This window comes from Pseudomonas sp. 9_2_1 (genome assembly GCF_059295275.1).
Map to the genome: position 1 here is coordinate 2,783,860 of NZ_CM181239.1, position 24,112 is coordinate 2,807,971.

General features: G+C 62.4%; 19 protein-coding genes. 9 read left to right on the forward strand and 10 right to left on the reverse strand.

Translation table 11 applies throughout. The features are described 5' to 3' along the window. Nucleotides 1-3 precede the first annotated feature (3 nt). From AC5O5I_RS12495 to ilvA, 3 genes are all read left to right on the forward strand, one after another. The gene (locus tag AC5O5I_RS12495; protein WP_172227996.1) at nucleotides 4-1,302 is read left to right on the forward strand and encodes an ATP-binding protein; all 1,299 of its coding nucleotides are present in this window, start codon (nucleotides 4-6) and stop codon (nucleotides 1,300-1,302) included. Between the two features lie 97 nt (nucleotides 1,303-1,399). After that, nucleotides 1,400-1,831 (forward strand): PACE efflux transporter, encoded by a 432-nt coding sequence (locus AC5O5I_RS12500; protein ID WP_172227994.1) that lies wholly within the window; start codon nucleotides 1,400-1,402, stop codon nucleotides 1,829-1,831. 141 nt (nucleotides 1,832-1,972) lie between these two features. After that, complete coding sequence (gene ilvA, locus AC5O5I_RS12505; RefSeq protein WP_494512759.1) at nucleotides 1,973-3,574, forward strand: threonine ammonia-lyase, biosynthetic; 1,602 nt, start codon at nucleotides 1,973-1,975, stop codon at nucleotides 3,572-3,574. Between the two features lie 131 nt (nucleotides 3,575-3,705). On the opposite strand, the gene AC5O5I_RS12510 is transcribed toward ilvA, so the two are convergent. The 3 genes from AC5O5I_RS12510 to AC5O5I_RS12520 form a co-directional block, all read right to left on the reverse strand. After that, nucleotides 3,706-4,887 (reverse strand): DUF8534 domain-containing protein, encoded by a 1,182-nt coding sequence (locus AC5O5I_RS12510; protein ID WP_172287654.1) that lies wholly within the window; start codon nucleotides 4,885-4,887, stop codon nucleotides 3,706-3,708. 63 nt (nucleotides 4,888-4,950) lie between these two features. Further along, on the reverse strand, nucleotides 4,951-5,418 hold the full coding sequence (locus AC5O5I_RS12515) for a VOC family protein (RefSeq protein WP_172287656.1): 468 nt from the start codon (nucleotides 5,416-5,418) through the stop codon (nucleotides 4,951-4,953). A gap of 110 nt (nucleotides 5,419-5,528) precedes the next feature. After that, on the reverse strand, nucleotides 5,529-7,148 hold the full coding sequence (locus AC5O5I_RS12520) for an NADP-dependent glyceraldehyde-3-phosphate dehydrogenase (RefSeq protein ID WP_172228522.1): 1,620 nt from the start codon (nucleotides 7,146-7,148) through the stop codon (nucleotides 5,529-5,531). Nucleotides 7,149-7,703: 555 nt separating this feature from the next. On the opposite strand from AC5O5I_RS12520, the gene AC5O5I_RS12525 reads away from it, so the two are divergent. The 3 genes from AC5O5I_RS12525 (at nucleotide 7,704) to AC5O5I_RS12535 (ending at nucleotide 10,868) form a co-directional block, all read left to right on the forward strand. Further along, nucleotides 7,704-8,858, forward strand: a complete 1,155-nt coding sequence (locus tag AC5O5I_RS12525) for a GNAT family N-acetyltransferase (RefSeq protein WP_494512656.1) — start codon at nucleotides 7,704-7,706, stop codon at nucleotides 8,856-8,858. A 64-nt stretch (nucleotides 8,859-8,922) separates the two neighbouring features. After that, nucleotides 8,923-10,041 carry a glycosyltransferase 61 family protein gene (locus AC5O5I_RS12530; protein WP_494512657.1) on the forward strand — a complete coding sequence of 373 codons (1,119 nt, stop codon included), beginning with the start codon at nucleotides 8,923-8,925 and terminating at the stop codon, nucleotides 10,039-10,041. A 44-nt stretch (nucleotides 10,042-10,085) separates the two neighbouring features. Next, nucleotides 10,086-10,868, forward strand: a complete 783-nt coding sequence (locus AC5O5I_RS12535) for an AraC family transcriptional regulator (RefSeq protein ID WP_494512658.1) — start codon at nucleotides 10,086-10,088, stop codon at nucleotides 10,866-10,868. 102 nt (nucleotides 10,869-10,970) lie between these two features. Here AC5O5I_RS12535 and AC5O5I_RS12540 read toward each other — a convergent pair whose 3' ends face one another. Further along, on the reverse strand, nucleotides 10,971-11,552 hold the full coding sequence (locus AC5O5I_RS12540) for a LysE family translocator (protein WP_494512659.1): 582 nt from the start codon (nucleotides 11,550-11,552) through the stop codon (nucleotides 10,971-10,973). A 291-nt stretch (nucleotides 11,553-11,843) separates the two neighbouring features. Here AC5O5I_RS12540 and AC5O5I_RS12545 point away from each other — a divergent pair, with 291 nt between their 5' ends. Further along, nucleotides 11,844-13,415, forward strand: coding sequence for a TerC family protein (locus tag AC5O5I_RS12545; protein ID WP_172228532.1), 1,572 nt, complete (start codon nucleotides 11,844-11,846; stop codon nucleotides 13,413-13,415). Here the strand turns inward: AC5O5I_RS12545 and rarD are convergent. Both rarD and AC5O5I_RS12555 read right to left on the reverse strand, forming a co-directional pair. Next, nucleotides 13,378-14,265, reverse strand: coding sequence for an EamA family transporter RarD (gene rarD, locus AC5O5I_RS12550; protein WP_172228534.1), 888 nt, complete (start codon nucleotides 14,263-14,265; stop codon nucleotides 13,378-13,380). The two genes, AC5O5I_RS12545 and rarD, sit on opposite strands and share 38 nt — an antisense overlap. A gap of 33 nt (nucleotides 14,266-14,298) precedes the next feature. Further along, the gene (locus AC5O5I_RS12555; protein WP_172287736.1) at nucleotides 14,299-15,885 is read right to left on the reverse strand and encodes an EAL domain-containing protein; all 1,587 of its coding nucleotides are present in this window, start codon (nucleotides 15,883-15,885) and stop codon (nucleotides 14,299-14,301) included. Nucleotides 15,886-16,184: 299 nt separating this feature from the next. Between AC5O5I_RS12555 and hppD the strand changes: the two genes are divergently transcribed. After that, nucleotides 16,185-17,261: a 4-hydroxyphenylpyruvate dioxygenase gene (gene hppD / locus AC5O5I_RS12560; protein WP_494512660.1), complete on the forward strand. Its 1,077-nt coding sequence runs from the start codon at nucleotides 16,185-16,187 to the stop codon at nucleotides 17,259-17,261. Between the two features lie 18 nt (nucleotides 17,262-17,279). On the opposite strand, the gene AC5O5I_RS12565 is transcribed toward hppD, so the two are convergent. Beyond that, nucleotides 17,280-18,086, reverse strand: coding sequence for a CSS-motif domain-containing protein (locus AC5O5I_RS12565; protein WP_218584543.1), 807 nt, complete (start codon nucleotides 18,084-18,086; stop codon nucleotides 17,280-17,282). 132 nt (nucleotides 18,087-18,218) lie between these two features. Next, nucleotides 18,219-18,911, reverse strand: coding sequence for a type 1 glutamine amidotransferase domain-containing protein (locus AC5O5I_RS12570; RefSeq protein WP_494512661.1), 693 nt, complete (start codon nucleotides 18,909-18,911; stop codon nucleotides 18,219-18,221). Nucleotides 18,912-19,121: 210 nt separating this feature from the next. Here AC5O5I_RS12570 and AC5O5I_RS12575 point away from each other — a divergent pair, with 210 nt between their 5' ends. Further along, entirely contained in the window at nucleotides 19,122-21,152 is a 2,031-nt protein-coding gene (locus AC5O5I_RS12575; RefSeq protein ID WP_494512760.1) for an ATP-binding protein, read from the forward strand. A 7-nt stretch (nucleotides 21,153-21,159) separates the two neighbouring features. Here AC5O5I_RS12575 and AC5O5I_RS12580 read toward each other — a convergent pair whose 3' ends face one another. After that, a complete protein-coding gene (locus AC5O5I_RS12580; RefSeq protein WP_494512662.1) occupies nucleotides 21,160-22,770 on the reverse strand; it encodes a response regulator in 1,611 nt (536 codons plus the stop codon). An 80-nt stretch (nucleotides 22,771-22,850) separates the two neighbouring features. Next, nucleotides 22,851-23,906, reverse strand: a complete 1,056-nt coding sequence (locus AC5O5I_RS12585; protein WP_172287278.1) for a tetratricopeptide repeat protein — start codon at nucleotides 23,904-23,906, stop codon at nucleotides 22,851-22,853. Nucleotides 23,907-24,112: the final 206 nt, after the last annotated feature.

The following is a 24,112-nucleotide window of genomic DNA, read 5'->3' on the forward strand; positions in this document are numbered from 1 at the left end:
CCCATGCTGAAGATTCTGGTGCGGTTGTACCTGGTCATCATTGTCGCGTATGCCGGGGCCTTGCTGTTCATTCCCGACACTATCGTCGGTCTGTTCCGTGACCGCTTCATGGCCTACAACCTGGACCAGGCCAAGGGCGTGCAGGCGTTGATCGTGCGCCAGTTCCGCCAGACCCCGCCCGAGCAGTGGCCGGAGGTGGCGCACGAGCTGGCCGCTGATTTCGCCCCGCTGGAGCTGCAACTGCTGCGCATGGACCAGGCCGAGTTGAGCGACGAGGAGCAGGCGCGCCTGGAGCACGGGCTGTATGCGGTACGCATCGCTGAATGGGGCTACTACGAGACGGTGCTGGCGCCGCTGGACAAGCAATGGCTGGTGCGCCTGCACTCACCGCCAGACCCGCTGGACATCAACGTGCTGTCGTGGGGTGTGACCGTGCTGATCGGCGCGGCCATGCTGGGCTGCCTGCTGCTGTGGGTATGGCCGCACTGGCGCGACCTTGAACGCTTGAAGGAGACGGCCCGGCGGCTGGGCCAGGGGCAGATGGCCGAGCGTACGCACATCTCGCCACACTCCAACATCGGCGAACTGGCCGGGGTGTTCGACACCATGGCCAGTGACCTGGAGCGCCACGTCAACCAGCAGCGGGAGCTGCTCAATGCGGTGTCGCACGAGTTGCGTACGCCGCTGACCCGTCTGGATTTCGGCCTGGTGCTGCTGTTCGACGAGGTGCCGGCGACCAGCCGCAAGCGCTTGCTGGAACTGGTCGGGCATGTGCGCGAGCTGGATGAACTGGTACTGGAGTTGCTGTCCTACAGCCGGCTGTACAACGCTGACCAGGCCCGCGAGCGGGTCGAGGTGTCGCTGCTGGAGCTGGTCGACAGTGTCCTCGGCGGCTTTGCCGAGGAGCTCGACAGCCGTGGCATCACATGGGAAGTGCAGGCAGAGGGCAGCCTGCCACGTTTTGTGCTTGATCCTCGCCTGACTGCACGGGCAGTGCAGAACCTGGTGCGCAATGCCATGCGCTATTGCGACGAAAGCCTGTTGCTGCGCTTGCGCCTGGAAGGGGATGGCGCCTGCCTGTTGACGGTGGAAGACGACGGGATCGGCATTCCGGTGGAGGAGCGGGAGCGGATTTTCCAGCCGTTCTACCGGCTGGACCGCAGCCGTGACCGCAATACCGGCGGGTTTGGCCTGGGCCTGGCGATCAGCCGGCGGGCCATCGAAGGGCAGGGTGGCACCTTGACCGTGGCGCAGTCGCCGCTGGGTGGGGCGCAGTTTCGGATTCGCTTGCCTGCGGGGTGATATGCCGCCCGCGAACACGCGGGTTGTGCAAATTTCAGGCTTTTTCTTAAGGGCCAGTTCTTGTAGCTTTACAGGTCGTTTACCCCGGGAGTTGAACATGCAAGGCAAGGCACGCAAGATCGTCCAGGCCATCCTCTACGAAGCCATCGCTGTCGCCTGCGTGGCGCCCGCGCTGGAGCTGGCGTTTGCCGCCGGCATGGCGCAGTCGACCGTGCTGTCGGTGCTGATGTCGGGCATCGCGATGAGCTGGAACATGGCCTACAACTGGGCCTTCGAACGCTGGGAGGCGCGCCAGCACAAGCGTGAGCGCACCTTTGCCCGGCGCATGCTGCATGCCTTGGGTTTCGAGGGGGGGCTGGTGCTGATCCTGCTGCCGCTGGTGGCGTACTGGCTGGGTGTAAGCCTGTGGGCAGCGTTGCTGACCAACCTGGCGTTGTTCGTGTTCTTCTTCGTTTACGCGTTTGTCTTTCAGTGGGGCTTCGACAAAGTGTTCGATGTACCGTTGTCGGCGCAGCAGGCCAAGTGTTGACTTACCTGCACGCGGCAGGCTAAGTTCCTGACCCATGAATACATTCCCGCATGTGAACGCCATTATTATTACCGCCATTATCAGTTTGGCGGGCTAGCGCGTACGTGCACTGAACCCGCCCTGGAGGCGGGTTTCTTCTCTCTGACTCCTGGGCAACGTGAAACAGCCAAGGAGTCATCGACGACCAGCTTCAGCGTTACCCCCCGTACCACCGTTACCCCCCAGCAACTGCTGTCGGAGCAGGTGCGGCGGATTCTTGCCGCCCCGGTGTACGACCTGGCCATCGAAACCCCGCTGCAGGCAGCCCCGGCATTGTCTGCCAGCCTGGGCAACCAGGTATTGCTCAAGCGCGAAGACCTGCAGCCGACCTTCTCGTTCAAGATCCGCGGTGCCTACACCCGTCTGTCACGCCTGAGCAGCGTGCAGCGCGAGCGTGGGGTGATTACCGCATCGGCGGGCAACCATGCCCAGGGCGTGGCGATGGCTGCGTCGCACCTGGGCATGAAGGCCACCATCGTCATGCCGACCACCACGCCATCGTTGAAGGTGGAAGGGGTGCGTTCGCGCGGCGGGCATGTGGTGTTGCACGGCGAGAGCTTCCCGCATGCCCTGGCGCACGCCCTGACCCTGGCCGACAGTGAAGGCGCCACCTTCGTGCCACCGTTCGACGACCCTGATGTAATCGCAGGGCAGGGCACTGTAGCCATGGAAATCCTCCGCCAACGGCCGGGTGCGCTGGACGCCATCTTCGTACCGGTCGGCGGTGGCGGGCTGATCGCCGGTATCGCCGCCTACGTGAAGTACCTGCGGCCAGAGGTGAAGGTGATCGGTGTCGAGCCAGAGGATTCCAACTGCCTGCAAGCGGCCATGGCTGCCGGCGAGCGAGTGATCTTGCCGCAGGTCGGCACCTTCGCCGATGTCGTGGCGGTGGCGCAGGTGGGCGCGCATTGCTTCGAGCTGTGCCGGCACTTTGTCGACCAAGTGCTGACGGTGAGCAGTGACGAATTGTGCGCGGCGATCAAGGACATCTACGACGACACCCGCTCGATCACCGAGCCTTCCGGCGCCCTGGCTGTGGCCGGGATCAAGAAGTACGTGGCGCGCGAGGGTGTGCAGGGGCAAACCCTGGTGGCGATCGATTCCGGGGCCAACGTCAACTTCGACCGCCTGCGCCATGTGGCCGAGCGGGCCGAACTGGGCGAGCAGCGCGAGGCGATCATCGCGGTCACCATCCCGGAGCAGCCGGGCAGCTTCCGCGCATTTTGCCAGGCGCTGGGCAAGCGGCAGATCACCGAGTTCAACTACCGTTACTACCCCGGCAAGGAGGCGCGGCTGTTCGTGGGGGTGCAGACTCACCCGCTGCACGACCCGCGCGAACGGTTGCTGGTCAGTCTGCGGGAGCAGGGCTACAGCGTGCTGGACCTGACCGACAACGAACTGGCCAAGCTGCATGTGCGCCATACCGTGGGCGGCCATGCTGCACCAGGGGCTGACGAGCGCGTGCTGCGTTTCGAGTTCCCTGAGCGGCCGGGAGCCTTGCTGGGCTTTCTGGAGCGATTGGGTAAACGCTGGAATATCAGCCTGTTCCATTACCGCAACCATGGTGCGGCGCAGGCCTGCGTGTTCGCGGCGCTGGAGGTGCCAGTGGAAGAGTTGGCGGGGATGCCGCTGGCGCTGGATGAAATGGGCTACCGGTACTGGGATGAGACCGATAACCCGGCGTACAAGCTGTTTCTGGGCTGACCTGGAAAGTTGCAGCCTGCACGGTCCCTGTGGGAGCGGGCAGGCCCGCGAATCAGGCAGCGCAGTGGATGGTACCGGCGTTGCCGGTGTTCGCGGCCTCGGCCGCTCCCACAGGGATCGCGCCAGGTTGTTCAGCGCTCGCGCATGAAAAAGCCGGCGACGAACTTGCGGAAGGTTTCCAGGCTCTTGAAATCGGCGTAACGCTTGAAGTTCTCGGCATCCGGCTCGGGACCGATGGGCTGCTCGAGCAGGGAGATCGACAACACCCGGTCCTGGTCAGAGGTCATCACCAGCTCATCCGCCACCTGGCCGCCAATTACCGGCCGGCGCATCTGTACCTTCACGCCCTTGCTGGCCATCCAGTCGACCAGCGACACCAGCGCCTTGAGCGGCTCGCGCTCTTCATCGCGGTACACCGGGAACATATGGGCACGTGACAGTACCGGCACGCTGGCGACATGAATCAGTTCGTAATAATGGCTGCCCGCGCTGGTCGGCGAGTAAAGCATCAGTGCCAGCAACGGCCCAGTGGTGCGGCTGCCCCCCCAGTACAGGTGGTGCCCCTGGAAGTCGAAGCCATCCTCGCTGCGGTTGTTGAACAGCTTGCGCCCCTTGACCTGGTCGACGCAGTCCAGCAACAGGCCATGGCGGCGGTGGTTGCCGAACACAGTGGCTTCGCGCAGGCGGGACTTGAGCATCATCATGTGCTTCATGTCCAGGCGGGTTTCCAGGTAGTTGCTGGCGGGCACCCGTTCCAGCAACGGGTAGCGGCTGGCCACGCTGCGCAGCTCGGCAAACTGGCCGGTCAGGTCCTTTTTCAGGTGCGTGGCGTACAGGTTGAGGCCGCTGGTCTCGATCCAGGTCAGCAGCAACGACAACAGGCGCTGCTGTTCGCGCCGCTCGCTGCCTTCGCCGCCGACACTGGCGTTGGCGGCACGGAAGTCGCCGATCAGGCGCAATGGCGTGTCGGGCGGCAGCCAGGCGGCGGGTGGTGCCGGGTCGTCTTCGCGCTCGGCGGCTTCCCGTTCGTCCTTGGTGAACGGGCAGCCGGGCGCATGCTCGGCGGTGCCCGGATTGTTCTTGAGGAAGAGCGTGCCGGTGCTGCCGTTAAGGGTCACATTGAGCACCGGCAGGGCGTCGTTGCGGCAGTCGCAGGCCAGCCACTGGTTGGCGTTGCGCACCTTCATCAGCAGCTGGTTGGCCTGCAGCAGGCGAGGGCCGACGAGGCTGCCGGTGGCAAAGCCGGCCAGCAGTTCCTCTTCGGCGGGGGTCAGGCTGCGCACCTGAGCGGCGGTTTTGTCGATGATTCGCATGAGGCAGCTCCAAGCTACAAGCCCCAAGCTTCAAGCAAAGTGGCGCCGCTTTCAACTTGCCGCTCAGTTGCCGCCAAACATCTTCGCCGCGCGGGCGCGTATTTCGTCGGGGCTCAGGTCCTCTTTGCGGGTGGAAACGAACCAGATATTGCCGAACGGGTCTTTCAGGGTGCCGCTGCGGTCGCCATAGAACTGGTCGGTCAAAGGGTGCAACTGGGTACCGCCGGCTGCCAGGGCCTGGGCGTAGACCTTGTCGCAGTCCTCGACATACAAATGAATGCCTACGCCTGCACCGTTGAGCTTCTGGCTGGCGGTAAGGCCGCCCTCCATGTCGCAGGGGTCGCCGAGCATCAGCGAAGAATCGCCGATCCTTAGCTCGGCATGGCCTACCCGGCCGCCCGGGGCGTCCAGGCGGAACATTTCGACTGCCCCGAAAGCCTGCTTGTAGAAGTCGATGGCCTTGGCGGCATCGTTGATGGCCAAGTAGGGGGTGATGCTGTGCTGGCCTTCGGGGATGGGTTTGGCTGCCATGTTCGACGCTCCTTTGCAGTGGGCGCCGGAGGGCGCCCTGTTGCTTGGAGTCGTCTGCGCAGAAGGAAAATCGACAAGGGTGCTAGACCGATTCTCTATAAGCGCGTCTGTCAGAAGATGTAGTCGGTGGTCAGGAAGCTCGACTGGCGGTTGCGGATGATCTCGCTGATCAGCTCCTTGTTGGCTTCCTGGAATCGGGTCGCCACCAAGGTACGGATGGAAAACACGCGCAGGGCGTCATGCACCGACAAGGTCCCTTCGGCGCTGTTCTTGCGGCCATTGAACGGATAGGTGTCGGGGCCGCGCTGGCATTGGGCATTGATATTGATGCGCCCGACCTGGTTGGCAAAGATGTCGACCAGGCTGCCGATAGTCGCCGGGTCGTTGCCGAACAGGCTCAGTTGTTGGCCGTAATCGGAATCCAGCACGTAGTCGATCACCGTCTGCAGGTCGCGGTATGGCACCACCGGCACCAGCGGGCCGAACTGTTCTTCGTGGTAGACGCGCATGTCGCTGTTCACCGGGTACAGCAGCGCTGGGTAGAAGAACGAACCCCGGCTTTGGCCGCCTCCTGTGTTGAGTACGTGCGCACCCTTTGCCGTGGCATCGGCGACCAGGCCATCGAGATAATCGACCTTGCCCGGTTCGGGCAGCGGCGTCAGCGCCACGCCGGGTTCCCAGGGCATGCCCGGCTTGAGCGCGGCCAGTTTGCGCTGGAATTTGTCGAGGAAGGGTTGGACCACGTCTTCGTGGACGAACAGGATCTTCAGTGCGGTGCAGCGCTGGCCATTGAACGACAACGCACCGGTGACGGCTTCCTCGACGGCGTTGTCGAGGTCCACCTGAGGCAGCACGATGCCCGGGTTCTTGGCGTCCAGGCCCAGCGCTGCGCGCAGGCGGTGCGGGCGCGGGTGCAGTTTTTTCAGGTCGCTGGCGGCTTTGTGCGTGCCGATGAAGGCGAACACATCGACCTTGCCGCTGGCCATCAGCGCGCTTACCGTTTCCCGGCCACGGCCGTAGATGACGTTGATCACCCCCGGCGGGAAGCTGTCGCGGAAGGCTTCGAGCAACGGGCGGATCAGCAGCACGCCGAACTTGGCCGGCTTGAACACCACGGTGTTGCCCATGATCAGCGCCGGGATCAGCGTAGTGAAGGTTTCGTTGAGCGGGTAGTTGTAGGGGCCCATGCACAGCGCCACGCCCAGTGGCGCGCGGCGGATCTGGCCCAGGGTGCCTTGTTCGAGCTCGAAGCGGCTGGAGCGGCGGTCGAGGTCCTTGAGGGCGTTGATGGTGTCGACGATGTAGTCGCAGGTGCGGTCGAATTCCTTTTCCGAGTCCTTGAGGTTCTTGCCGATTTCCCACATCAGCAACTTGACCACGGCCTGACGCTGCTCACGCATGCGCGCCAGGAAGGTTTCGACGTGCTGGATACGCTCGGCCACGCGCATGTTCGGCCAGGCACCACGGCCCTTGTCATAGGCCTGCACGGCGGCGTCGAGGGCAGTGAGTGCGGTGTCGGCATCCAGCAGCGGGGCGCTGCCCAGGATCACCTGACGTTCTTCGCTGCCGTCCTTGAGCCAGACCGGGCTGCGCACCGTGGCCAGCGGGCCGTCCCAGCGCCTGAGCTCACCGTTCACCAGGTAGTCACGTTGTTCCAGAGGGGCTTCCAGGCGCCAGGGTTCCGGGATGTTCTCGGCGCTGGGGAAGAGTGAATCGAGCAGACGGTCCATGGGTACTGCACCTCACATTGCTGGGCGGGTTCAAAGCCAGGTGAAACGCTTCAGCTTCGAGCATGCACCGGCTGCGGGAAAAACACCAGTCTGGCTCAAACTTGTCACGTGTGCCCGCGACACGGTGTCATCTGGGTTTGCTTCAGTGCGGGTTGGTAACCCAAGGTTGGCCTGGCCGCCCAGCACGGCAACTGCGGCTTGAGCAGCGTTGATGCGGGCTGTTAGCAGGCATGTCCTGCTCGTTTATGCAAAGAAGGCATCAAAAATTTTTTTGAAATAGCGAAGTGTTAATCGGGTGACGCGAGGTCGGCACGCTTATAGCTAATTACTGGGAGTTGAGGCAGTTAATGCAGAAAAATTGACGCCATTAAACTTTATTCAGCGCAATCAAAGTGCCACTTGCCAAAGTGTTTTTGGGTATCTTAAATTGTTACTGGATGTGATGGCAGAAGTTACTTGTAATTACTTAGATATCAGGATGTTACGTTTTTTATTGCTGATTTATTGTTTTTTCCCGATACACCATAGGGCACTTCAAAGGACGTCGAAGCAGACATGAAAGCGACCTTGACGGCAGTGGCGCGAAAATACATATCGCCCTCCCAGCGTTACGAAATCAGACACCTGGCCAGCAAGGTGCGTGAAGTGATGGCGCGTGCCTGTTTCTGGCGCTGGGAGGTTGCCAGGTTTCGGCTGCAGCAGGAGAGCCCTTACGAAATCCTCTACATCGGCCGCAAGCAGCAACGGGAAATGGCCAAGCTGCTGATTGCCGGCAAAGGCCAGGGCAGCGCGGCGATCGTTGACAGTGCGCGTGCGACAGCGGCCGCCAGCCATGTGGTGCTGGTCAGCGAAATGCCGACATCCGGCGCCTTGTCGGTGCCGCACTACCTCAGCGCTGTCGTGCCACTGGGCCGCGCGCTGGAGGACATTACCGCTCGCTACGACAGCGAACTGAGGCGTAGCATCCGCAAGAACCGCCCGCTGTACCAGATGCGTCAGGCGTTGTCCGACGACGAGATCGCCATGGCTGACCGCGACCTGCTTCGCCCCTATGCCAGCGCGCGGCAGGGCATCCATGCCGCGCAATTTCCCACCGATGAGGTATTTCGCATTGCCAAGAGTGTCGGCCGGCTCGACTTGATTACCTTGGGCGATGAAGTAATCGGCTGCCACCTGGGCTGTGAAGTGGTGCGCGGCGGCAAGCGTTACTGGAGCACTTTGCGTTTCGGTTATTGCCAAGCGGTATTTGCCGATGCCAAGAAGTTGCGCGAGGTGAACTCGATCACCACCTTCATGGCCCTCGAGTGGGCCCTCGAGCAGGGCTTCGATTATTACGATATCGGCCTGTGCCTGGCGCGCCCTGATGACGGCTTGTTGAAATGGAAGCGCCGCCGTGGGGGTGACATCGACTCGCTGGGCAATCATGCCTACCTGTTCGTCCGCCTGCCCAGGACCGGTACGGCGAAGTTCCTCTGGGACACGCCGATGTTCGCGGTTGAAGGCGACAAGCTGACCCTGCACCTGGGGCTGCCCGACGGGCCAAGCAGTGAGGAAGTGGCCAGCCGTTATCATGAAATGGTGTTCGGCGGGCTGCACAAGATCTACCTCTATGGCGGCAACGCCGAGGGCGAGCCGTTCGTGGAGAGCTTGCGCAGCCGCTATGCCAACCTGCAGTCGCCGCCCACCCTGGAACGGGTTGCTTGCAGCTGAGTCGTTGCCTGTGAACCATTGATCGGCGCTCCGCGCCAGGCTCGTCATCTAGGGAGGACGCTTCATGGGAGGCGATATCTCGCAGTTCAGTGCATCTCCCGCAGCCAGGCAGCATACCTGGACCCTGGCCGCCTACCGCTACATGGCGCGTAAACGGCTGGGCAAGCACCGGGCCCTGGACCTGAAAAGCATCGCCGACAAAAGCTGGGACATCGCCCCAGGTGAGGTCACGGTTTCGCCGCCGGCCCTCTACCTGCCCGGCCAGCTGGAACGGGTGACGGGTTGGGAGGGCAAGCGGTTCTACCCCTACGAGCACCCGGCGCGCACCATGGAGGGCGGCATCAGTACCTCGCAAGGCCCCACCCGAGGCTACCTGATCAAGAATGCATGGCTGGTCGACGGGGCGTTGTACAAGGGCAAGGCCAGCCACTGGCTGTCGCAGAAACCGAGTACCTTTCCGACCATCATCGTCGACAACGAGATCGACCGTGCGGCCGTCTACTGCACGCAAAACGGCAATTCGTGGTTCGGCACCTGGCTGATGGAAGACTGCCCAACCTATGCACTGGCCTGTAACGAGGGCTTGCCGGTGACCATTGCGCCTTCGGCAAAGTTTCCGCTGTTTACCCAGGCACCGGCCTACGAAGACTGGCTGGGCATGAAACCGCTGCGCTTGCGCAGTGCGTTCTTCCGTGAACTGGTGCTGTTCGATGACCAGAGCAACAACCGCAGTCGGCATGCCCGCTACCAGGCCATGGGCGACAAACTGCTTTCGCATGTGCCGCATGCCCCGCACCCTGGGGTGTTTCTGCTGCGTGGCGGCGACGGCGACCTGCGCCTGCTGCGCAACGAACTGGAGCTTGCCGAACACCTGCGCATCACCCGGGGCTTTCGCGTGGTCAACCCGTTGAAGTCCGATGTGCCCAGTATCGTTGCAGCGTGCGCCGGGGCTAACGTGGTCGTCGGCGTCGAGGGTAGCCAGTTGGTGCATGGGGTCAATGTGCTGCAAGCTGGTGGTAGCCTGCTGACCTTGCAGCCGCCGAACCGCTTTGTCAGCTATTACAAATACCTGACGGACCGTGACCACCAGCATTTCGGGTTTGTGGTCGGCATACCGGAGGGCGATGGCTTCAGGATCGACATCGGCGAGGTGGAGCGGACGCTGGACTTGTTCCCCCGATAACTGTGTAGTATCCAGGCACATGGCCGCGACGAGAAGGGCGAGGGATGATCGAGGTATCACGGTTCTGGCGCGACCCTGCGTTGCCTTTTGTCGAAGCCCGTCGGGTAGGGGATGGGCGCCAGGTGTGCTATGCGGCACATTCCCACGAAAGCTTTTCCATTGGGGTGATCACCGGTGGGCGCAGTACCTATCTGAATGGCGATCAGCGCATTGAGGTGGAGGCGGGTACCACAGTCCTCATGAACCCGGGCGTGGTGCATACCTGCAACCCCATTGCCGGCGAGACATGGTCCTACCTGATGCTGTTTGTCGACTGGCCTTGGTTGCAGGCGCTGGATTTTGCCTTGCCGGCACAGACCTGGAGCCGTTCGCCCGTGTTGTACCGGCAACTGTTGCAGGCCTTTGCAGACCTGTTCGATGCCAGTGTGGCGGATCGCGAAGCACGCCTGGCCATCCTGTTCAGCGCATTGCCCGGGTTGCTTGGTGGTGAGGCCAGCGTGATTGACGAGGGCAACCCCCGACTGGACGCTGCCGCAGCTTTCATACGCGCTCATCGCAGCGACCCACTGAGCCTGGAAGACATCTGCTCGGCCTGCGGCCTGTCGCGGTCCTACCTGATTCGTGCGTTTCGCCAACGTTTTGGATTGACGCCGCACGGCTACCTGCTCGACCAGCGCGTGCAACTGGCCCGCGCACAGCTGCGCCAGGGCAGGGCGATCGCCGAGGTGGCGCAGGAGGCCGGGTTTGCCGACCAGGCGCACCTGCAACGGGCATTCAAACAGCACCTGGCGGCAACGCCGGGCCATTACCGCAATGCAAACAGCTGAGTGTGGTCTTCGCTGCGTTGCATCTCTTGCGGCAAGCACCTGTCAGCCCTGATGCGACCCTGTGGGCACTGGCTTGCCCGGCGACAGGGCCGGTACAGGCCCTCAGATCACCAGGTAAACCGCACTGCCCAGCAATAACGCTGCCAAGCCCCGATTAAGCAGGCGCATGTGCCGTGGGTCGCTCAGGTACTGGCGTATCACACTACCGGCCCAAGCCCAACTGGCTACCGAGATGAAGCAGATCGGCCCATAGATCCAGGCAAACAGCCACAGCAAGTGCTGTTCACCCCCGGTATAGGCGCCAACCCCTGCCACCGCCGCCAGCCAGGCTTTGGGGTTTAGCCATTGCATGGCCGCACCGTGCCAGGCCGTGGGGGCCTGATCAGTCTGAGTGCTGCCCAGGCGGCCGCCATCGCTGGCCAGCTTCCACGCCATGTACAGCAGGAAGGCAACGCCGCCCCAGTGCAACAGCAGGCCCAGCAATGGCCAGCGCGTCAACATTTGATGCACGCCCAGCCCGACCAGTACCAGCAACAGCCAAAAGCCCAGCGTGGCACCGGCCACATGCGCCAGGCTGGCGCGCAGGCCGTGGCGGGCGCCGCTGCCAAGCGCGACGATGTTGACCGGGCCAGGGGAGATCGAGGCCGCCAATGCGAAAGCGGCCATGGAAAGGGACAGGCTCATGAGGGCAATCCGTATGGTCAAGGGAGGCGTCCATCCTCGGCCATCCCGGGCCTCGCGTATTGAAGAAAAGTCTCCCGTCCCGGTTTTGCACAAGTGGCCCGGGTTCAAGCGGGGCTGTTACAGGTTTTGTAATAGTTTTGCGCTATCAGATAAACCTGCTGGGCTTGTAGCATCTTTCTCCCAATCTGTTATCAAGGCCTATATGAGCACCTTCGCGGAGCCCCCCAGTTTTCGGCCGTCCTGGCCATCCGTTCCCCGTCCCTGTGACGTTACCGTCGTGAGTACCCGCTAATGGAATGGCTAGCCGACCCCACGGCCTGGCTGGGCCTGTTGACGCTTATCGTCCTCGAGCTGGTGCTGGGTATCGACAACCTGGTGTTCATCGCCATCCTTGCCGACAAGCTGCCGCCACATCAGCGCGACCGCGCGCGGGTCATTGGCCTGAGCCTGGCGCTGATCATGCGCCTGGGCCTGTTGGCCAGTATCTCCTGGATGGTCACGCTGACTGCGCCGCTGTTCGAGGTGTTCGACAAGAGCTTCTCCGGCCGTGACCTGATCATGCTGTTCGGTGGTGTGTTCCTGCTGTTCAAGGCCACCATGGAGCTGCACGAGCGCCTGGAAGGCCATGTGGCACAGGCCAGCGGCCCGGTTCGTCACTCGGCGTTCTGGCCGATTGTCGCGCAGATCGTGGTGCTCGATGCGGTGTTCTCGCTGGATGCCGTGATCACTGCGGTAGGTATGGTCGAGCACCTGTCGATCATGATGATCGCGGTGATTTTCTCGATCGGTATCATGATCGTGGCCAGCAAGCCGCTGACCCGTTTCGTCAACGCCCACCCCACGGTAATCATGCTGTGCCTGGGCTTCCTGATGATGATCGGCTTCAGCCTCACTGCCGAAGGCCTGGGCTTCCATATTCCGAAAGGCTACCTGTACGCGGCCATCGGCTTCTCGATCCTGATCGAGCTGTTCAACCAGTTGGCCCGTGCCCGTCGCAAACGCAGTGTGCAGCAACACCGGCCACTGCGTGAACGCACGGCGCATGCCGTGCTGCGCCTGCTGGGTGGCCGCCGGGTCGAAGCTGACGAGGTGGGCGAGGAAATTGCTGACCTGGTCGAGGGCGGCGAGGAGCAGGTGGTGTTCGACCGCCGCGAGCGAGTAATGATCAGTGGCGTGCTGAACCTGGCCGAGCGGCCGATTCGCACGGTCATGACCGCCCGCACCGAGGTCGATGTGATCGACCTGGCGCAGCCGGCTGATGCCATTACCCAGGCACTCGCCAACTCGCCGTACTCGCGCTTGCCGTTGATTCGCGATGGCCGTGTCGACGAACCGCTGGGCTTTGTGCACAAGAAGGAACTGCTCAAGGAACTGCTATCGGGCAACCAGCCAGACCTTGAAGGCATGGCCCGGGTGCCGTTGAACCTGCTGGAAAGCTTCAGCATCCTCAACGCCCTGGAGCAGATGCGCGGCCAGTCGACCCACATTGCCTTCGTGGTCAACGAGTTTGGTGACTTCACCGGCCTGCTGACCATGACCGACATCCTGGAATCGATTGCCGGTGAGCTGCCGGATGCCAGCGAGGTGGAAGGCCCGGGCATCGTCCAGGAGGGTCCAGCCTTTGTGGTCAGTGGTGCCGTGAACCTGAGCCAGGTGCAAGCACGTACCGGCTTCAGCGCCCGCGCCACCGAGGACTACCAGACCCTTGCCGGCCTGGTGATGAGCCTGCTCGACCGCCTGCCGATGGTCGGTGACCGCCTGGCCTGGAATGGCTGGACGCTGACCGTGGAGGCAGTCGAGGAGCGCCGCGTGCGCCAGGTGCGGCTCACACCGAACGGCGACGCTGACGCAGCAGGTGCTTGAAGCCTTCCAGCACCAGCACCAGCACTGCGGCCCAGATCGGCAGGTAAGTCAGCCACTGATCCGGGCCGATGCTCTCGCCCAGCAGCAACGCCACGCCCACCAGCAGCACGGGCTCGACGTAGCTGAGCAGGCCGAACAGGCTGAACGGCAGCAAGCGGCTGGCCAGTACATAGGCGATCAGGGCCGAGGCGCTGATCGCCCCGAGGATCGGGATCAACGCGTACAGCCCTGGGTGTGCCTGCAGGTCGGCACCGGAAAGCGGGCCCTGGATGACGAAGTACAGCGCCCACGGCAGCAGCAGGCACATGTCGCACCACAGGCCTCCGAGGTGGTCGGTGCGGCAGCGCCGGCGCAGCACGAAGTAGATCGGGTAGCCGATCATCACCACCAGGGTTTCCCAGGCAAAACTGCCATGCTGGTACAGCTCGTGGCCTACGCCCAGCGCGGCGCAGGCCACGGCTACCTTCTGCAAGTGTGACAGGCGCTCGCCATACACCAGCCGCCCGGTCAGCACCATGGTCAGCGGCAGCAGAAAATAGCCCATCGACACTTCCAGGCTGCGTCCGTGCAGGGGCGCCCACAGGAACAGCCACAACTGCACGCCCATCAGCCACGAAGTACCGACCATGCCCAGCAACAGTGCCGGTGTACGTTTTATGCGCGAAAACAGCTCACCCACACGTTTCCAGTCCTTCGAGACAAGCATGAACAAGGTGAGGCAGGGCAGGGTCAGCAAGGTGCGCCAGCCGAAGATCTCTTCGCCATCGAGTGGCTTGAGCAGGGAGGTATAGAAATACATCACAGCGAACAGACAGGACGCCATGACCGATGAAACAATGCCTTTTGACACGAATGCCTCGAATACGGGAGTTGAGCGGGTGAATCAGCCGCGCATGATCTCAGGGGGCGTGCGTTGCGGCAACTGTGTCGCGCCTGGGCGGGCGGCCAGCGCTTCAAGAAACTGTGCCGCAGGCATGGGCTTGGCAAACAGGTAGCCCTGCTGGAAGTCCACATCGTGGCGGGCCAGGTAGTCACGCTGGGCTGCGGTTTCCACGCCTTCGGCGACGATGCCCAGGCCCAGCTTGGCCGACAGCTCGATAACGCTTTCCAGGATATGCACCGACAGCGCATCGGCCCCGATCAGCGCGACGAAACTCTGGTCGATCTTCAGGTAGTCGACCTTGAACTGGCGGAGGTAGTTGAGGCTGGACTGGCCGGTGCCGAAATCGTCCAGGGCAATCATCACGCCCATCGCATGGAGTTTTTCGAACAGTTCCAGGGTCACGGGCGTGGGCTCGATCAGCTTGCGCTCGGTCAGCTCCAGGGTCAGCACCACCCGACCGTGTGGGAAGTGCTGCAGGAAGGTGCGGCAGTCGTCCAGCAGGCTCAGGTCGCGGCAATGGTCGGCGGTGATGTTGATGCCGATGTGAAAGCCGTCTTCCAGCAACCCGGCATACGGCGCCAGACTCTGCGCGGTGTGCATCATCAGCGCGCGGGTCATGTCGACAATCTGCCCGCTGTGTTCGGCGTAGGGGATGAACAGGTCGGGCCGTACCAGGCCTTCTTGCGGATGGTTCCAGCGCATCAGCACTTCGGCGCCGGCCCAGCGATAATCACCCTGGCGCACCACTGGTTGGAAGTATGGCAGAAATTCATCGGCCTCCAGCGCCCTGCGCAGTTCGGCGCGGGGCGAGCTGGCGCGGCGGATCTGCCAGCGGCAGGCCAGGGCGGCTGCAGCGCCCAGCACCAGCAGCAGGCCCAGCAGTGCCGGATAGTGGCTGCGCCACAGCCGGCCCTGCTGCGCGGCGGCATAGCCGCCCTGCACGCTGAACGGGTAGCGGGTCGAGCCCAGCAGCACATGCGCGCTGGCGGCGGCTGGCGGTACGCCCTTGTGCACGATACCGTCCTTGCCCATCCACCTGTCGCCCACCCGGATGCGCAGCTCTTCATCGGGGCCGATCAGGCGCAGCGCTGTCAGCAGATGGTCGCCATCCACGGTACTGATGGCGCCGCGGTCACCGTCGCTGGCCCGGTAGACCAGCAGCGCATGACCCGGAGTGACCGAGTTGCCGTCCATCAGCCACAGCGTGCCGTCGACATAGTCGGCTGGGTTGACCGGCTCGTCGAAGTCACCGAACAGCGAAGTGCAATAAAGGGTGTTGTGGCTGAACAGGTTGGTGGAGCGCACGAAGGCATTGCGCGTAACCTGGGCACGCAGCGTCAGCTTGGCTTGCTCGCACGGGCTGCCGGCGAGCGGTAGCAGGGTATTGGCAGCGCTGGCCAGGTTATCGAGGATGTGCTCGACCTGCGCGACAACCTGGCGCGTCGTGGCCTGGCTACTGGCCTGCATTTCCTGTTCTAGCTGCCAGTTCATCACGCCCAGGCCACACACCACAGGGAGTGCGCCGACGACCCAGGGCAGCAGGGTGCGCCAGCTGAGCGCGGCGCGGTGTTTGGCGGTAAGGGGCATGCTGACCTGACTTGTATGTAAGCTAACGAGAGGATAGCCGTTTGTCGGAACGGCCGAGCAACTAAAACGCGACAAACGATTTTACGCAATGTAGAATCGGTTTACGAATACAACAATAAGGTCCTTCATCTTCGAAGGATCAAACCCGCCGAGAATGGGTCCATATGACATACCATGGGTTCAAGCTGATCATAGGTGGCTTCCTCGCCCGTAGCGTGCGGGGCATACCGTGCTCACCGCCATTTCTGTTCGACATCCTACGCACTCAATAATATTTCGCTGCAGATGAGGACACGAACATGGCTGATATCTTCGAAAATCCAATGGGCCTGCTGGGCTTCGAGTTCATCGAACTGGCTTCGCCGACCCCAGGCGTGCTTGAGCCTGTATTCCAGATCCTGGGTTTCACCAAGGTGGCTACCCACCGTTCCAAGGATGTGCACCTGTATCGTCAGGGCGGCATCAACCTGATCCTGAACAACGAACCCAAAAGCGTCGCTTCCTACTTTGCCGCTGAACACGGCCCGTCGGTGTGCGGTATGGCGTTCCGCGTGCGCAATGCCCATGAGGCCTATGCCCGCGCCCTGGAGCTAGGTGCTCAGCCGGTCGAAATCGAAACCGGGCCGATGGAGCTGCGGTTGCCGGCGATCAAAGGCATTGGCGGTGCGCCGCTGTACCTGATCGACCGCTTCGAGGAAGGCAGCTCGATCTACGACATCGATTTCAATTTCATCGAAGGCGTAGACCGCAACCCGGTAGGTGCCGGCCTGAAGATCATCGACCACCTCACCCACAACGTCTACCGCGGGCGCATGGCTTACTGGGCCGGCTTCTACGAAAAACTGTTCAACTTCCGTGAAATTCGTTACTTCGACATCAAGGGCGAGTACACCGGCCTGACCTCCAAGGCCATGACCGCGCCGGATGGCATGATCCGCATCCCGCTCAATGAAGAGTCTTCCAAGGGTGCCGGGCAGATCGAAGAGTTCCTGATGCAGTTCAACGGCGAAGGCATTCAGCACGTGGCCTTCCTCACCGACGACCTGCTCAAGACCTGGGATGCCCTGAAAGGCTTCGGCATGCGCTTCATGACTGCGCCGCCACAAACCTACTACGAAATGCTCGAAGAGCGCCTGCCGGGTCATGGCGAGCCGGTCGACCAACTGCAAGCCCGGGGCATCCTGCTTGATGGGGCCTCGCAACCGGGCGACAAGCGCCTGCTGTTGCAGATATTCTCGGAAACCCTGCTTGGCCCGGTGTTTTTCGAGTTCATCCAGCGCAAGGGCGACGATGGGTTCGGTGAAGGCAACTTCAAGGCCCTTTTCGAATCCATCGAACGCGACCAGGTACGCCGTGGTGTACTGAGCACCGACTGATGCTCGCCTGCATCGCCGTCATGCATCTCTGACGGCGGTGCCGCTATGGGCCTTGCGCGCTCTCATCAAGCCCAGGTACAAGACCAGTGAGGTCGCTACGCCGACCAATGCCAGCGAAGGTAGCACTTGCGCGATGGTCATGCGGAACTCATTGGCGGTATACCCCTTGCTGTAGCCGCCCCGGACGGTATAGCCATATTTTTTTGACTCTGCCCACTCGCTGAATTCGTCCTGTGAAGGGCGTTCCGGGTCGCGGCTGTCGCCATCTGTCCATATGTAGTGGTCCCCGAATTCCAGTATCAGCGTCAGGCCGGTCTGAAAGCTTTTCAGTTCCTTGCGCAGTTCAATGCCATACAAAGTGCCAACTACCCCGGAGTTCCTCCCAGGTGTTTGAACTCTGAGAATGGCGGCGTTTGGCGAAGAAGGGACATCGAATGCGAGTTCCGTGCCTCGCCCAGACTTTATGAACGCGGAAATATAGGCCATGGGGTCTTTTTCGGTAGCGCAGTACGCCTCGCCATTGACGGTTAACGCCAGTGAGCGCAAATGCGGGCTGATCGCGATGATGTCATGCAATTTCCCTGACACTTGCGCACAGGGCTTTCCCGCCAGGTCGTTGGCACGATCAAAGGTGGCAACCATACGGTCCAGCAACTGGTCGACGCTGAAAACTGCCTCTTGAACGGAAATTTGCGAAGTTTCGGCAAGTTTCTTGCCCAGGTGATAGTTCATCACCAGCAGGCCGGAAACTATCGGCACGGCGCCAATGGCTATTACCATCAGCCTTTTCAGCAAGTTGTACCTGGTATTCAGGGTGAAAGGCATAGGTATGATGCTCCCAGGTGCATTGCTGTTCGTGGTGAACAGATTGACCCTGAGCCTATGTCCCTGACGACGCGATGGCTGTAGTCCATGAGCGATCCGAACCAGAGGAAATACGGAAAGCCACTGTCAGCCTCAGCTTTGATGGCCCGCAATTTTCGCCAGCACCTTCTCGGCGAGCAATCCAGTCGAGGCGGGGTTTTGCCCAGTGATCAGCCGCTCATCAGTGACCACAAACGGCTGCCACGGGTCATCATGCTTGCTGTAGTTGCCGCCGCGGGCCCCCAGTTCGTTTTCAGTCAGAAAGGGCACTACCTTGTCCAGCTCAGCCAACTGTTCCTCGGTGTTTGAAAAACCGGTAACCTGACGACCCTTCAGCAGCAGGCTGTTGTCGCTGAGCTTGATGTTCAGCAGGCCGACAACGCCGTGGCAGACCGCCGCCACGATGCCTTCGTTCTCATAGATGCGGCGCGCAAGCGCCTGCAGCGCCTGGTCATCGGCAAAGTCGTACATCACCCCATGGCCACCGGTGTAATAAATGACGCTGTACTCATCTGCCTTGACCTGACCTGGGCTCAGGGTGGCGCCCAGGCGGGTCATGAAACGCTTGTCGTCATACCATTGCCAATCCAGGTCGGGGGCCATCTGCAGGCTGTGCGGATCGATCGGGACATAGCCGCCCATTGGGCTGACATAGTCCACCGCGTAGCCGGCCTTTTCGACCATCTCGACAAAGTGCACAGCTTCACCCAGCCACAACCCCGTCGCTCGCTTGAGGGTCGGGTATTTGGCTGTATTGGTCAGCACCACCAGCATTTTCTTGCTCATGTCCCACGCTCCTGTCGGCAACCTGGATGGGCCGGTGCTCCTTGGCCCGAGGGAAAACTTAATCAGCATAGCTGCCACCTGCAAGTACGCCATCGGGGGTAGTGCGCGCTGTGCTAACTTCAACCGAGCCCACGAGGCGAGCCGAACGAGCAGGGCGGCGCCTCGGTCAACCTGAGCATTGCTGGAGTCACGATAGTGGTCGCAAATGGTATGCCGCGCGAGCCTGCGCCTGTTTCGGCAACGGTCGAGCCGATGGGCGAAACGGTTGCGCACTTCGATTGGGGGCGAACAGCACTCGGGCCGTTGTCACGCTGGCCGGCTTCGCTGCGTATTGCGGTGGACATGATGCATTTGTCACCGTTCCCGTGTGCCGTGGTTTGGGGATCAGCGCTCAGCGTCGTCCACAATGATGCCTACCGGGCGTTGCGGGCCGCTGCTCCGAATACCCTGGGCAGTGCATTCGATGCCTTGTGGTGGGATATCTGGCCCGAAGTGGGGCCTTGGGTATTCAAGGCGCTTGAGGGGCGCTCGAGCTTTGTCGAGGACCCACCCCTGCGTATCGTCAATGGCGAAGGTGCCGAACCGCTATGGTGCGCGTTCGGTTATGCGCCGCTGCATGACGAACTGGGCGGCGTGGCAGGCTTTCTGCACACCGTGATCGAGACGACGGCCAGCGTCGAGGCGCACAGCCACTGGCGAGAGCAGGCCCTGGTGTTCGAACGACAGCTAGCGCGTCACGATGCCGAGCGCGAGCAGATCTGGCAGCTGTCGCGCGATGCAGTGATGACCGTTACCCCTGACTTGACGTTGCAAGCTGTCAACCACACCTGGCAGCGTATTCTGGGCTGGGCCGAAGAGCAGGTGCTGGCGCGGCCGGTACTGGAACTGATTCACCCGGCGGATCGCGCTGAAGTTCAGGTGGCCGTTTCCGGCTTGCTTGAATACGGGAGCACCGGACAGATCGAGACCCGTCTGCGCCACCGCGATGGCCACTATCACTGGTTTCTCTGGACCGCGCGGTCCGATGGCAGCATGCTGACTGCGGTGGGCCGGGATATTACCGAAGACAGGGTCGAGGCCGCGCGCCAATCCGAAGCACTGATGCGCAAGAACCAGCATATGGAGGTGGTTGGCCAGTTGGCGGGGGGCATGGGCCATGAGTTCAACAACCTGCTGTCCGGGATTGGCGGCAGCCTTGAACTGCTGCAACGGCGCCTGCAACAAGGGCGCCTGGAGCGGGTGGAGGACTATGTCGAGGTGGCACGCGATTCGGTGCAGCGCGCCATGGCGCTTACCCATCGACTGCTGACCTTTTCCCGCCATCAGCCCACGGCCCCCAAGCCACTGGATTTCAACCTGCAATTACGCTTGAGTGAGCCGCTGCTGATGCGGGCACTGGGCGCCGAGATGCGCCTGCGCTGGCAACTGGATGTTGCACCGTGGGTGGTGAGTCTTGATCTAACCCAACTCGAGAATGCTCTGGTCAACTTGTGCGCAAACGCCCGTGAGGCGTGCCTGGAGCGGGGTACTGTCACCATTCGCACCGTCAACCAACGACTGACAAGCTGTTTTCCGGATGAAGATGGCCTGCCGCCAGGCGACTATGTCGCTCTGCATGTCGAGGACGACGGCCATGGCATGGCGGCGGCAGACATCGCCAGGGCCTTCGAGCCGTTCTTCACCACCAAGCCCATCGGGCGTGGGGCCGGGCTTGGGCTGTCCATGGTCTATGGATTTGTCGGCCAGTCGGGCGGCTATGCCTGGATCGAGTCGGTCGGGGAGCGTGGCACAACGGTTTCAATGCTCTTCCCAAGGTGCCACGACCCGCTCCCTGAACCGCCCAAGCCAGTGCCGCGCGCGCAGCGCATGGCCTGTGGGGAGCGCCTTCTGCTGGTGGATGACGAGCTCAACCTGCGTGCCGTCATGCGTGAGTACCTGGCTGATCGGGGCTTTGATGTCACGGATGTCGGCGACGCCAATGCTGCGCTGGAACGCTTCCGCCATGATGGGCCTTTTGACCTGGTGATTACCGACATCGGGTTGCCAGGGGGCTTCAGTGGGCGGCAAGTCGCCAAGGCCATGCGCATGCAACTGCCGCTGCAGAAAATTCTGTTCATCACCGGCTACGCGAACCAGCCGGTCGAAGCGGAGTTTCTGGAGCAACCGGGCATAGCGTTGATGAACAAGCCGTTCCCGTTGGCCGCCCTGGCGGATGAGGCGCTGCGCATGCTTGACGGGTAAGGTAGTTTCACTTCGTAGCTAGAATCCGCAGCACTTGGGCCTGCAGTTGTTTCAGCTCGAACGGTTTGCTGATCAAGTACATGTCCGTACCCAGGAAGCTCTCTCGGGCAATGGCCGTTTCCGCGTAGCCGGTGATGAACAGTACCGGCAGCCGCGGGCGCAGGCTCCGTGCAATTTCGGCCAACTGCCGGCCGTTCATGCCGGGCAAGCCAACGTCGCTGATCAACAAATCCACCGGCTCTGTCGAGCGCAGCACTGCCAACCCCTCGCTGGCGTCAGCGGCGCTGTGGCAGGGGAAGCCGTCTTCGCGGAGCGCCTGGCACAGCAGCTGACGTACATGCGAGTCGTCCTCGACCACCAGCACATGGCGACCACGGCCACCCTGCACAGGCGGCTCAGCGTTGCTCGGTTGGGTGGTCCGGCCGTGATGGCGCGGCAGGTACAGGTCTACCCGGGTGCCTTGGCCGATCTGGCTGTGCAGGGTGACATGCCCACGGGATTGCTTGCTGAAGCCGTATACCATCGACAGGCCCATGCCGATGCCCTGGCCGATCGCCTTGGTGCTGAAAAACGGCTCGAAGGCATGTTCCAGCGTGCTCTGTGCCATGCCCTGGCCGTCATCAACGATTCGCAGGCGCACATAATCGCCACCGCCCGGCGTGGCGCCCTGACCATGTTCGATGTGATGGTTGCTTGCCTCGATCCACAGCATTCCACCACTGGGCATCGCCTCGCAGGCATTGACCAGCAGATTGTCGACGGCTGCCTGCAGTTGCTGGTCATCAGCTTCCACTGGCCACAAGCCTTTGGCGATATGCACGTGCAAACTGACTGTGGGGCTCAGGCTAGCCTTCAGCTGCTTGATCTGCAGCAGGCTGCGCAGGTCTATGCGCTGGCTGTGCAGCGACTGCCGGGAAGCGAACGCAAGCAGGCGGTGGGTCAGCTGTGCCGCCCGTGACACCGCCTCGCGGCCCATGCGCAGTACGCCTTCCACCCCATCGTTGCGGCCCTGGCGCAGGCGCCGGTCGATCAGTTCGAAGCTGCCGCCAATGCTGGTCAGCAGGTTGTTGAAATCATGCGCGACCCCGCCGGCAAGCTGGCCGATGGCTTCCATCTTGCGGGCCTGGTAGCGGGCGAACTCGCTGGGCTCTTGCTCGTCACCGGGCTGCTTGGGTCGGGCGTCCAGGCGCCGCTGCAGGTCCTGCAACTGGTCGCGGGCCAGGTACTGCTTGCGCCTGTTGCGCAGCGCGGACTGGGCCATGTGCAGCAACTGAGTGTTTTCGAAGGGCGAGACCAGCAGGGCAAGATTGCCCACCGGATGATTATCCATGCTTTTGGCCGACCACGCGCCCTGGGTGACCAGCACAATGGGCAAGTCCGACCAGCAAGGCTGCTGGTCGATGAACGCCTGCAGCAACGCGCTTGGGCCCTGGCTGAACACCTGCTCGTCGATGATCGCCACGCCTGCGCCTTCGGCCAGGCGTGCCTGCAGGTTGGCCAGGTCGCCTGCGCACAGGCTATCTATGCCGGCGGAGGCAAGCAGGCGTGAAGTGTCCGCGTCCAGGGGCGGGGGTGCCAGGATCAAGGCACGTTCATCCATCGCCAATGTACTGGCCAAAACGACTCTCCTGTGGGGTGCCCTGATACCCACTGGACCTTGGGTGTGAGCCCAAGGTTCAACACAAATTCAGGGCTTCACTACAAGCCCTGCTGCAGTACCGGATCGTCCGGGTTCTGTCGTTCGAGCTCGGCCAGCAGCACCTGTACATTCTGTAGCTGGCCGGTCTCTTTCCAGTACTGGATGAGCAACACCCGCGCTCGGCGATTGGCCGGCTGCCGGTTGAGCACGATTTCCAGCTGCTTCTGGGCCGCGTCAAGTTGGTCCAGCTCATGCAGGGTGACTGCCAGGGTATAGCGGTAGTCGCTATTGTCCGGGTCCAGCTCGACGGCGCGGGACAAGGCCAGCAAGGCGTACTCGCGCTGGTCATGACGGTTCAGCCAGAGCCCCAGCTCATACTGCAGAAAGGCCGAATCCGGGCTCAGGGCCAACGCCTTGCCCAGCACCTGGCGCGAGGTGTCGTGATGGCCCTGGCGCTCCAGCAGGCGCACCTGGGTAGCAAGGGCGTCGAGGTTGCCTGGGGCTACCGCCAGCGCCCGCTGCAGGGCCGTGGCGGCTTGGTTGTAGTCGTTTTCATGCAGGTACAGGCGTGCGAGGTGAACTTGGGCGTCGGCATCCTCGGGTTGTTGCTCCAGGGCTTGCTGGTATTGCTCAAGGGCCGCCTGGAGCGGGCCGAAATACAGGCCGATGGCGTCGGGGTCAAGGCCCAGCAGGGCGTCTACGGCAGCAAAGCGCACGCTTTGCTCGTCGTCGTCCAGCAGCGGGCCGAGCACCAGGCTGCGCTGCGCCGGCGGCAGCAGGCGGCGTATGCCGGCAATCGCCGCTCGGCGCACCAGCGGCTCGGCATGCGCCAGGTCCTGTTGTGCCAGTTTCAATGCCTGGGGCGACGGGTAATTGGGCAATTCGGCGTACAGGGCTGCCCGGCGGATGGCCGGCAAGTCGCTGCGTTGCAATTGCTGGTAAAGCACCCGCGCGGCACCAGGCTGGCCCTCGTGAGCCTGGCGCAGGGCCTTGGCGTAGCTGTGTGCTGGCAAGGTCGGCGCGGCCGGCTGGTCGTCGTGCCACAGGTAGCCGAACAGGGCCGATACCAGGGTCAACAGCAGCAGGGCAATCAGGTAGCGGTTGCGTCTGGGCATTGATGGGACCGTGGCGACGGGAAGGGCAGAGCTTGGGGCAGTGGGGAGGGAAATGCAACCGGGGGCGGCGTGCGCCTGGTGGGGGACCGAGTGAGGGCTGCCATGTGTTCGGCTCGGTATTGAGGTGATGCACACATCGAGCGCCGAAGAGGGTGCGGCATACATCATGAACCCCCATAAAAAAGCCCCGCAGACCAAAGCCTGCA

Coding starts and splice junctions, on each gene's coding strand:
- AC5O5I_RS12555 (WP_172287736.1), bottom strand. CDS start 15,885: ATGCCCCTTACCGCCAAACACCGCGCCGCGCTCAGCTGGCGCACCCTG.
- AC5O5I_RS12510 (WP_172287654.1), bottom strand. CDS start 4,887: ATGCGAATCATCGACAAAACCGCCGCTCAGGTGCGCAGCCTGACCCCC.
- AC5O5I_RS12530 (WP_494512657.1), top strand. CDS start 8,923: ATGGGAGGCGATATCTCGCAGTTCAGTGCATCTCCCGCAGCCAGGCAG.
- AC5O5I_RS12545 (WP_172228532.1), top strand. CDS start 11,844: ATGGAATGGCTAGCCGACCCCACGGCCTGGCTGGGCCTGTTGACGCTT.
- AC5O5I_RS12575 (WP_494512760.1), top strand. CDS start 19,122: ATGCCGCGCGAGCCTGCGCCTGTTTCGGCAACGGTCGAGCCGATGGGC.
- AC5O5I_RS12585 (WP_172287278.1), bottom strand. CDS start 23,906: ATGCCCAGACGCAACCGCTACCTGATTGCCCTGCTGCTGTTGACCCTG.
- AC5O5I_RS12520 (WP_172228522.1), bottom strand. CDS start 7,148: ATGGACCGTCTGCTCGATTCACTCTTCCCCAGCGCCGAGAACATCCCG.
- AC5O5I_RS12570 (WP_494512661.1), bottom strand. CDS start 18,911: ATGAGCAAGAAAATGCTGGTGGTGCTGACCAATACAGCCAAATACCCG.
- AC5O5I_RS12515 (WP_172287656.1), bottom strand. CDS start 5,418: ATGGCAGCCAAACCCATCCCCGAAGGCCAGCACAGCATCACCCCCTAC.
- hppD (WP_494512660.1), top strand. CDS start 16,185: ATGGCTGATATCTTCGAAAATCCAATGGGCCTGCTGGGCTTCGAGTTC.
- AC5O5I_RS12565 (WP_218584543.1), bottom strand. CDS start 18,086: ATGCCTTTCACCCTGAATACCAGGTACAACTTGCTGAAAAGGCTGATG.
- AC5O5I_RS12495 (WP_172227996.1), top strand. CDS start 4: ATGCTGAAGATTCTGGTGCGGTTGTACCTGGTCATCATTGTCGCGTAT.
- AC5O5I_RS12540 (WP_494512659.1), bottom strand. CDS start 11,552: ATGAGCCTGTCCCTTTCCATGGCCGCTTTCGCATTGGCGGCCTCGATC.
- AC5O5I_RS12535 (WP_494512658.1), top strand. CDS start 10,086: ATGATCGAGGTATCACGGTTCTGGCGCGACCCTGCGTTGCCTTTTGTC.
- AC5O5I_RS12525 (WP_494512656.1), top strand. CDS start 7,704: ATGAAAGCGACCTTGACGGCAGTGGCGCGAAAATACATATCGCCCTCC.
- AC5O5I_RS12500 (WP_172227994.1), top strand. CDS start 1,400: ATGCAAGGCAAGGCACGCAAGATCGTCCAGGCCATCCTCTACGAAGCC.